The following is a 9,423-nucleotide window of genomic DNA, read 5'->3' as shown; positions in this document are numbered from 1 at the left end:
CCCACCGAAAACGGCGACGCCGCCCGGGCGATGCGTCCTACTCGGCCAGCCACGCGGCGTACGCGTCGAACGTGTACGGGCGACCCAGGAAGTCCGCGACGAGGTCGGCGGCGTCCTTGCTGCCACCGGGCGCCAGCACCCGGTCGCGGTAGCGCGCGGCCACGTGCGGTTCGAAGAGATCCTCGGCGTGGAACGCGCTGAACATGTCCTTGGCGATGACCAGGGACCACATGTACGTGTAGTAGCCGGAGCTGTACCCGTCGAGGTGCCCGAACGCGCACTGGAAATGGGTGTCCTCGATGTACGGGAAGACCGAATACCGCTGCTGCGCCTCGCGTACGGCGGTCGTCAGATCCTCGGGTCTGTGCTGGTGGATACCGACCGAGAGCGCCGCGTAGAACATCTGCGTCCGTGCGAGATACCCCTTGCCGAAGTCGTCGGCCGTGCGCATCCGGCGCACCAGAGCCTCGGGGATGACGGCGCCGTCGGCATCGACCGCGAACTCGGCGAGAACCGTGGGATCCCAGGCCCACTCCTCCAGCATCTGGCTCGGTGCCTCGACGAAGTCCCACTCCGTGGAGACACCCGTGAACTCCACCCAGTCCTGCGTCCCGCCCACGATGTGGTGGATGAGGTGACCGAACTCGTGGAAGAAGGTCGTGACCTCGGAGTGCTCCATCAGCCCGCGGCTGAAGTTGCACACCAGCACGCCCTCGGGCAGCTGTCGACCGCGGACGCCCTCGACCAGTGTGAACTGCGCGGCGTGCTTGTACTTGCCCTCCCGCGGGTGCAGGTCCAGGTAGATGCGCCCGATCCGGGTGCCGTCGCGCAGCACGTCGTACGCCGCGACGTCCGGCGCCCAGACCGGCGCGGCGGGCACGGGCTCCCAGGTCAGACCGAACAGCCGACCGGTGACCGCCAGCAGCCCCTGCAGGACGGCGTCGAAGCGGAAGAAGGTGCGCACGAGCTGCGCGTCGACGTCGTAGCGCTCCTTGCGCACCAGTTCGCTGTAGTAGGGCAGGTCGTAGCCGTAGATGTCCTGCGCGTCGGGGTCGTCCTGGCGCAACCGGTCCAGCACGATCTGCTTGTCGCGCTGCGCCGCGTCGGTGGAGGCGGCCACGATCTTGTCGATGAACTCGTTGATGGCCGACCCCGTGCGGATCATCTTGGTCTCTGCGTTGAAGTCGGCCCAGTCCTTGTAACCGAGCAGCCCGGCGTGCTCGGCACGCAACGTCAGAAGACGTTGCAGCACCGCGTCGTTCGCGGGCCAGGCGATGTTGAGCCGCTCGAAGCTGATGGCACGGCGGGTGGCCGGCACCGAGCAGAACGTGCCCACCGGGACCGAGTCCGGGTAGTCGGTGGTGACGGTGATCAGGCCGTCGTCGTCCGGCTCGTGCGAGGTGAGCCAGTCGGCCGGCATACCGGCCAGATCCTCGGGGCGCACCCTGATGGACCGCACCCCCTCGCGCATGTTGCGCCCGAACTCCTGGCTCGCGCGCAGCTCGAGCTGGGCCAGCTCGCGCAGCCGGGCACGGGTCGCCTCGTCGCGGTCGACGCCGGAACGGCGGAAGTCGCGCAGCTGCCGCTCCAGCAGACGTGTGGCCGTCGGGTCCAGTCCCTCGCTCGACAGCGCGTCGAAGATCTCGAAGAGCTCACCGTCCAGGCCGAGGTCGGTGGCGAACTCATCGACCTGCTGCATCGTCACGTCGGCCGCCTCGCGGACGTCCTTCTCGGGATTGGTCTCCGAGTAGACCGCCGCGCTCGCCCGGGCGTTCGAGATCTCGATCTCGACGTCGTTCCACGCCCGCAGGACCGCCAGCGCATCGCACGGCGGGTCGGCCTTGAGCGAGCGCACCATCTCCCGGGCGCGCTCCAGGCTCCCGCGCGAGCGGTCGCCGAGCCAGGTCATCGTGTCGTCGGGAGCGGGCAGCTCGAGCGCGCTCGCGGTGCTGTCGGTGGTCTGCGTCGTCACCGCGTCAATCTAAACCCCGGTACCGAGGACGGGGCTGGCAGTGCGGGCAGCTGAAGGAGGACCTGTTCATGAACGACTCCCGCACGATGAGCGTGCCGCACCGGCGGCACGGCCGCCCCTCGCGCCCGTACGCCTCCAAGGACCGCTCGAAGTAGCCGCTCGCGCCGTTCACGTTCACGTACAGCGCGTCGAAGCTGGTGCCCCCGTGGCCGAGCGCGGCGGTCATCACCGCGGCTGCCTCGTCGAGGACGCCGCGCAGCGTCGCGAGCGGCAGCCGGTCGGTCGCACGTTCACCGTGCAGCTTCGCGCGCCACAGGGCCTCGTCCGCGTAGATGTTGCCGATGCCCGAGACCAGCGACTGATCCAGCAGCGCACGTTTGATCTGGGTACGCCGACGCCGCATCGCCCGCACGACCGCCTCCTGCTCGAACGCCGCTTCGAGCGGGTCGGGTGCGATGTGGGTGATCACCGACGGTACGAGCCGGGGTGCGTCCTCCAGGGTCGCGCCCACCTCGTCCGGCACCAGATCGACCAGCTGCAGACCCCCGAAGGTGCGCTGGTCGACAAAACGCAGCTGCAGCCCGTCATCCAGGTCGAAGATCGCGTGGGCGTGCTTCTCGCGTGGAGCGTCGGGCGGCTCGACCAGCATCTGGCCGCTCATCCCGAGGTGGACGACCAGTGCCTGGTCGCCGTCGAGGCGCAACCACAGGTATTTGCCTCGCCGCGACGCCTCGTGGACGCCCAGGCCGGTCAGCCGGGCCACCAGATCGACCGGCCCCGCGATGTGCCGGCGTGCGACGCGCGCCCCGTGCACCTGCACGGAGAGGAAGCGACGGCCGACGACGTGGTCGGCCAACCCCCGGCGGACCACCTCGACCTCGGGCAGTTCAGGCACCGGTGCCCGTGTGCTCCTTCAGCCGGCGCCACGCCTGCTCGGCGGCCAGCTGCTCCGCGGACTTCTTGTTGCGCCCGATGCCGGTGCCGACCGGCTCGCCGACGACCAGCACCGTGGCCGTGAAGACCTTGTCGTGGTCGGGCCCCTGCTCCTGCACCGTGTAGTGGGGAGATCCGAGCCCGGCGGCGGACGCGACCTCCTGCAGGGAGGTCTTCCAGTCCAGGCCGGCGCCGAGTTCGGCACTCGCGTCGATACGGCCGTCCATCAGGTCGTGGATCAGCCGAGCCGCCGCGGCGACCCCGCCGCACAGATAGACGGTGCCGATGACCGACTCCATCGTGTCGGCCAGGATCGAATCCTTGTCCCGGCCACCGCTGGAGAGCTCCCCCTTGCCCAGCAGCACGAACGAACCGAGGTCGATCTCACGCGCCACTGCCGCCAAGGCACGCGAATTCACCACTGCCGCACGGAATTTCGCCAACTGCCCCTCGGGCAGATCGGGGTGTGCGTGGTAGAGGTGATCGGTCACCACAAGCCCGAGGATCGCGTCCCCGAGGAACTCCTGGCGTTCGTTGTGCGGCACACCGCCGTTCTCGTAGGAGTACGAGCGGTGCACCAGCCCACGCTGCAACAGCTCCTCGTCGACGTCGGCCCCGGTCTTGTCGTGCAGGATCCGGGCCAACTCCGTGACGGGCCGCTGCACTGCGTCGTGCCGCGCGGACCGCCTGGAGCTGCTCACAACGTGGGTAGAGCTCAGGCCTGGTGCTCGGCGCGGACGGCGTCGGGGTACTGACGACCGTTGTAGCTACCGCAGGACGGGCAGGCCAGGTGCGGCTGCTTCAGCTCGTTGCAGACCGGGCAGCTGGACACTGCGACGGGCGTCGCCTTCCAGTTCGCGCGCCGTGAACGGGTGTTGGAGCGGGACATCTTCCGCTTCGGGACAGCCACGTCAGTTCCTTTTCTCGTCGGTGTCGGCGGGTGCTCCGGCCAGTCCGGCCAGGGCTGCCCACCGTGGGTCTTGCACTTCATGGTGATGCGTCGGGTCGTCTGCGAGGAGCGCTCCGCATTCGGAGCACAACCCCGGGCAGTCGGCCCGGCATACCGGTTGGAACGGCAGTGCAGGCACCACCGCGTCACGCAGCACGGGATCCAGATCGAGCAGGTCGCCGTCCAGTTCGTGCCGGTCGTCGTCGTCATCGCCCACCTCGTCTGCGTGGACGACCCGGTCGGTGTAGGCGAAGAGTTCCTGGAAGCTGACGTCCACGGGGACGAGCACTTCTTCCAGGCACCGTACGCATGCGCCGACCGCCTGCGCCGTCACCGACCCGGACACCAGCACCCCCTCCATGACGGATTCCAGGCGCAGGTCCAGATGGACCGGCGCACCGGCGGGTACGCGGATGACCTCGGTGCCGAGATCGTCCGGTGCCTCGATCGTGCGGGAGAACGACGCCATCGCGCCGGGTCGCCGCCCGAGCTCCCGGGTGTCGAGGACCAGGGGTGAGCGTGGATCAAGGTGCATGGTGTCGTTGTCTCACGAATGATCGAGAAGGGTCGGTCCCGTCACAGGCGACAAGACCAATCGAGAACGATACCGGCTCGATGCCGCCTGGCCCAAAACGATTCACTGCGACCGGTCGCGCAGCCGCTCCAGCAACGGCCCGAGCACCGGGGGCGGCACCATCGCCGAGACGTCCGCGCCGTGGGCGGCGATGAGTCGGATCAGCGAGCTGGAGTAGTGGGCCATCGCCGGGTCGCCGGGCAGGAACGCCGTCTCCACACCCGTCATCTCGCGGTTCATCTGCGCCATCGGCAGCTCGTACCCGTAGTCAGCCTGGTCGCGCAGCCCCTTCACGAGCACGCCGGCCTCCAGCTCGGCGCACACGTCGACGACCAGCCGGTCGCCGTACGCCGCGGCACGCACCCTGGGAAGGTGCGCCGTGGAGGCCTCGATCAGTGCGACCCGTTCGGCGGGCTCGAACGTGCCCTGCTTGGCGGGGTTGAAGAGCACGGCGACGACGACCTCGTCGTAGAGGGCGCTCGCCCTGGTCACGATGTCGAGGTGGCCCGCGGTGAACGGATCGTAGGAACCGGGGCACACGCAACGTCGCGGATCGGCGGGCATGACGGCAGGCTAGAGCACCGGGGGTTCGTCGGTGTCCTCGTCGTCCGGCGCGTATTCGGCGTACCAGACGGTGGTCTCGCCGTAGGCCCGCGACTCCAGCGAGCGCAGCCCGTCCGGCCAGTGGGGTTCGGGCGACCGGCTCGCTCGCTCCAGGACGACGACGGCCTCGACCTGCAGCCACCCGCCGGCGACCAGCGCCTGGAGCACCCTGCCGATCTCCTCGTCGGGCACGGCGTACGGCGGGTCGATCAGCACCAGGTGCATGGCGTGCGGCGCCGGGCCGGCCAGTGTCTGGGCGACCGTGGTCTGGCGCACCTGCGCGTCCAGTCCGAGCTCGGCGACGTTGCGGCGGATGACGTCGGCGGCGCGACGGTCGGACTCCACCAGCAGCGCGGACCGGGCGCCCCGCGAGACGGCCTCCAGGCCGAGGGCACCCGAGCCGGCGTAGAGGTCGAGGACCTGGGCGTCGGCGACGGCGCCGAGATGCGCCAGCCGGCCGAAGAGTGCTTCGCGGACCCGGTCGCTGGTCGGCCGGGTGCCGTCGCCGGGCGGCGTCGTGATCCGGCGGCCGCGCGCGGACCCGGCGACGATGCGCGGCATCAGCCGCGCTCCAGGAAGGCGGCCTGCACGTCGTCCAGGCGGGTGGTGACCAGCTGGGCGAGCCCCGGGTGCTCCGCCAGGGTGGGGTCGCTGGCGACCAGGTCGGCGGCGTCGGCGCGGGCGAGGTCGATCAGCTCGACGTCCTTGGGGTGGGCCAGCCGCAACAGCCGCAGGCCGGAGCGGTGGCCGCTCTGCCGGGCGCCGAGGATGTCGCCCTCCGAGCGCAGGCTGAGGTCCAGCTCGGCGAGCGCGAACCCGTCGGTGGTCGCGGCGACGGCGGTCAACCGCTCGACCGTCTCCTCGTTGTCGGTCCCGGTGACCAGAAGGCACAGACCGCCCGCGCTGCCCCGCCCGACCCGCCCGCGCAGCTGGTGCAGCTGGGAGATGCCGAAGCGGTCGGCGTCCATGACGACCATGGCCGTCGCGTTCGGGACGTCGACCCCCACCTCGATCACCGTGGTGCTCACCAGCACGTCGATCTCCCCGCGCCCGAAGGTCTGCATCACGGCCTCCTTCTCGTCGGCGGGCAACCGGCCGTGCAGCAGTTCGATCCGAAGCCCGGCGAGGGCGGGCTCGGCACGCAGGTCCTCGAGCATCTGGTGGACGCCGATCGCCTCCGGTCGCTGGGGAGCCGACCCCTCGTCGACGGTCTCGGACGGGTCGGCGTCGAGCAGCTCGCCGAGATCACTGTCCTCGCCGGCCTGCCCGGGCGACCGATCGTCGTCACCGATCCGCGCGCACACGACGTACGCCTGGTGTCCCTGTGCGACCTCCTCGCCGAGCCGCTGCCAGGTGCGCTGCAACCACGCGGGATTCGCCGCCGGCACCACGTGCGACACGATCGGCGCGCGGCCCCGTGGCAGCTCTCGCAGCACGGAGGTGTCCATGTCGCCGAAGACCGTCATCGCCACCGTGCGCGGGATGGGTGTCGCGGTCATCACCAGCACGTGGGGACTGCGAGCAGCCTTGGCACGCAACGCATCCCGCTGCTCGACGCCGAAGCGGTGCTGCTCGTCCACGACCACCAGGCCGAGCTCGCCGAACATCACCGTGTCCTGGATCAGCGCGTGGGTGCCGATCACGATGCCGGCCTCTTGATTCAGGACCTCCTGCAGCGTCGCGGCGCGCTGGGCGCGGCTCATCGACCCGGTCAGCAGGGCCACCCGCGTGCCGTGTTCCGCGCCGCCGAGCATCCCGCCCTGCGCGAGGTCGCCGAGCATCGCGGTGATGGAGCGGTGATGCTGCTGGGCCAGCACCTCGGTCGGCGCGAGCAGCGCGGCCTGCGCACCCGCATCGACCGTGGCCAGCATCGCCCGCAGCGCCACGATGGTCTTGCCGGAGCCGACCTCGCCCTGCAGCAGGCGGTGCATCGGCGTCGTACGCGCCATGTCGGCGGCGATCTGCTCGCCCACCTCGCGCTGCCCGGCGGTCAACTCGAACGGCAGCCGCTCGTCGAACGCGGACAGCAGGCCGCCGGTGCGCGGGGGACGCGCCGTGGCCTGCAGGGCGTCGTACTCGGCCCGCCGCTGAGCGAGCACGGTCTGCACGACCAGCGCCTCGTCGTAGCGCAGCCGCCGTCGCCCGCGTCCCGCCTCGCCGAGCGTGCGCGGCAGGTGGATCGCGCGGTATGCCGCCACCTGGTCGGCGAGGTCGTGCCGGGCCAGGATCTGCGGTGGCACCGGGTCCGGGGATCCGTCGAGCTGGTCCAGCACCAGACGGTAGGAACGGGTCAACTGCATGTCCGTGACGCCCTTGATGGCCCGGTAGAGCGGCACCAGTCCCCCGGCGTAGATCTGTTCTTCGCCACCGGCGTCCAGGAGGGAGTAGTCGGGGTGGGTGAGCTGCACGCTCGCGCCGTAGGTGCCGAGCTGGCCGCGGAAGACCCCGCGTACCCCGGGCTGCAGCCGTTGCTCATGGCCGTACTTGCTGAAGAAGACCAGCTCGGCCTGCGCGCCGTCGGCGTCCTCGATGCGCACCTGCAGCATCTCGCCGCGACGCTGGCGCATCCGCCGGGTGGTGGAGGCGACGACCGTCGCGATCAGCACGGCCTGCTCCCCCATCGCGAACTCCGACAGGTGGCCGGAGGTGGTCGCGTCGATGTAGCGGCGCGGCAGGAAGTCCAGGAAGTCGCCCACGGTGCGCAGGTCGCGCTCCTTCGCGAGTTTCTTCGCCGCGTCGCCGAGCACGTCGACGAGCTTGGTGCGCCGATCGATCACTCGCACCCCACGTCGAGTACGACACCGGGGCGGCGTCCCGCGAACGAGGTGACCTCCAGCTCCGGCCGCGCGGCGGTCAGATGCTCGGTCAGCGCGTCCAAGAGGCCGTCGGGTGCGTCGGCGCCGGCGATCAGGGTGACCAGTTCGACGTCGTCGTCGACCGTCCGATCGAGCAGCGCACGGCACCGCGCCGGGATGTCGTCTCCGGCGCCATCGGATCCGTCGAGGGTGTGGGTGGTCACGGCGTCGGCCGCGTCGTCGCAGTCGCGCCGCAGCGCCGCCGGGTCGTCCTGCCCCGCGCGGACCGCGAGCGCGGCGAGCACCTGGGCGGGGTGCTGGCAGTGACAGACGGACGATCCCGGCGACCCCGAGATCGCGCGTTCCGCGAGTGATCGCAATGCAGGCGTGTCGGTCAGCAGCAGCCGGTCGCCGATGCCGGCGAGCGCGTCTCCCAGGGCGTGCTCGTCCGGCGCGATCAGCACCTGGGCGCCCGGATCGGCGTCGTGCACCAGGTCGGCCAGACCGGGTGATGCCAGCACGGCCACCACGGGAGAGGCGACCTGCCGCGGCGTGCGTAGGTCCTCGAGCTGGTCGGCGAACCGGGTCACCTGGAACCTGCCGGGTCTCCCAGCGGCCGCCGCAGCGTTCAGCCCGGCTCCGAGATCGTCGAGGTGGGCGTGCACGCTCCACACGTCCGGCCCACCCGCGACCACGACGCTGTCGCCGAGGCCCTCCAGGACGACCGCCAGCCGGTCGATCCGCTCGTCGTCGGTGTCGTGCACCACGAAGACGAGCTCGTACGCCGGCCCGTCCCCACCATGCCGCCCGCTGTCCCCCGCCGGGCAGGGTCGCTCAGGTGGGGCGAGCCAGTCCGGCGTGCCGCCGCCGAGGACGGTGCCCGGAGCGCGACGTACGACGTGTTGCAGGGAGCGCAGCACGAGCCAGTAGCCGACCCCGCCGGCATCGACCACTCCCGCCTCGCGCAGCACCGGCAGCTGCTCGCGGGTACGGCCGACCGCGTCCTCCGCGGCCGCCACCACCGCATCGACCAACTCGACCAGCGGAAGATCGCGGGCACCGTCGGCAGCGGCGGCTGCTGCGTCCGCGACGGACAGCATGGTGCCCCCCACCGGCGCACGGACCCCGCCGCGCGCCCGCCGCGCCGCCTCCCGCAGGACGTCGGCCACGTCGGGCGCGCGCAGTGGTGCGCCGTCCAGTGCGATCACGACGTCCGCCAGGCCGCGCACGAGCTGGCTGAGGATGACCCCGGAGTTGCCGCGTGCGGACAGCACCGTGGACCGGGCGAGCACCCGCACCGAGGTCAGCAGGTCCGGCGGCGCCTCGGAGGCCAGGCCATCGACCGCCAGCTCCATCGTGACGCTCATGTTGGTGCCGGTGTCCCGGTCGGGCACGGGAAAGACGTTCAGCGCGTTGATGGCGTCGGCGTGCTCGGACAGGACGACGCGGGCGGTGATGACCCACCGGCGCAACGCCTGCACATCGAGCGCTTCGAGCGGCATACGGTCGCTGTGTCCTTCGGGTCGTCGGGGCGTTGCGCAGACTGCCCGGCAGGCTAGCAATTTGGGATGTGTCGCGCGGCTCGGCTACGATCCTG

General features: G+C 71.1%; 9 protein-coding genes. All 9 read right to left on the bottom strand.

The features are described from left to right. Window positions 1-37: 37 nt before the first annotated feature. The 9 genes from HNR15_RS05170 to HNR15_RS05130 all read right to left on the bottom strand — a co-directional run bounded on the left by HNR15_RS05170 (window position 38) and on the right by HNR15_RS05130 (window position 9,328). Window positions 38-1,972, bottom strand: a complete 1,935-nt coding sequence (locus HNR15_RS05170) for a M3 family metallopeptidase (RefSeq protein ID WP_343048427.1) — start codon at window positions 1,970-1,972, stop codon at window positions 38-40. Between the two features lie 4 nt (window positions 1,973-1,976). Beyond that, window positions 1,977-2,867 (bottom strand): bifunctional DNA-formamidopyrimidine glycosylase/DNA-(apurinic or apyrimidinic site) lyase, encoded by an 891-nt coding sequence (gene mutM, locus HNR15_RS05165; protein ID WP_179479696.1) that lies wholly within the window; start codon window positions 2,865-2,867, stop codon window positions 1,977-1,979. Further along, entirely contained in the window at window positions 2,860-3,606 is a 747-nt protein-coding gene (gene rnc / locus HNR15_RS05160; protein WP_343048426.1) for a ribonuclease III, read from the bottom strand. The genes mutM and rnc overlap by 8 nt, the downstream gene beginning before the upstream one ends. 14 nt (window positions 3,607-3,620) lie before the next feature. Further along, entirely contained in the window at window positions 3,621-3,815 is a 195-nt protein-coding gene (rpmF, locus tag HNR15_RS18150; protein ID WP_179479694.1) for a 50S ribosomal protein L32, read from the bottom strand. 1 nt (window position 3,816) lies between these two features. Continuing rightward, window positions 3,817-4,389, bottom strand: coding sequence for a YceD family protein (locus tag HNR15_RS05150; protein ID WP_179479692.1), 573 nt, complete (start codon window positions 4,387-4,389; stop codon window positions 3,817-3,819). Window positions 4,390-4,491: 102 nt separating this feature from the next. Beyond that, window positions 4,492-4,992, bottom strand: coding sequence for a pantetheine-phosphate adenylyltransferase (gene coaD, locus HNR15_RS05145; RefSeq protein WP_179479690.1), 501 nt, complete (start codon window positions 4,990-4,992; stop codon window positions 4,492-4,494). 9 nt (window positions 4,993-5,001) lie between these two features. Beyond that, complete coding sequence (gene rsmD / locus HNR15_RS05140) at window positions 5,002-5,592, bottom strand: 16S rRNA (guanine(966)-N(2))-methyltransferase RsmD (protein WP_179479688.1); 591 nt, start codon at window positions 5,590-5,592, stop codon at window positions 5,002-5,004. Next, complete coding sequence (locus HNR15_RS05135; RefSeq protein ID WP_343048424.1) at window positions 5,592-7,814, bottom strand: ATP-dependent DNA helicase RecG; 2,223 nt, start codon at window positions 7,812-7,814, stop codon at window positions 5,592-5,594. Before HNR15_RS05135 ends, rsmD begins: the two co-directional genes overlap by 1 nt. Beyond that, window positions 7,805-9,328 (bottom strand): DAK2 domain-containing protein, encoded by a 1,524-nt coding sequence (locus HNR15_RS05130; protein ID WP_179479686.1) that lies wholly within the window; start codon window positions 9,326-9,328, stop codon window positions 7,805-7,807. The genes HNR15_RS05135 and HNR15_RS05130 overlap by 10 nt, the downstream gene beginning before the upstream one ends. Window positions 9,329-9,423: the final 95 nt, after the last annotated feature.

The sequence above is a fragment of the Allobranchiibius huperziae genome (assembly GCF_013410455.1).
In the GTDB taxonomy this organism is placed as follows: domain Bacteria; phylum Actinomycetota; class Actinomycetes; order Actinomycetales; family Dermatophilaceae; genus Allobranchiibius; species Allobranchiibius huperziae.
Note: the sequence above shows the minus strand (reverse complement) of the source record. Positions and strands in the feature narration are given on the sequence as shown.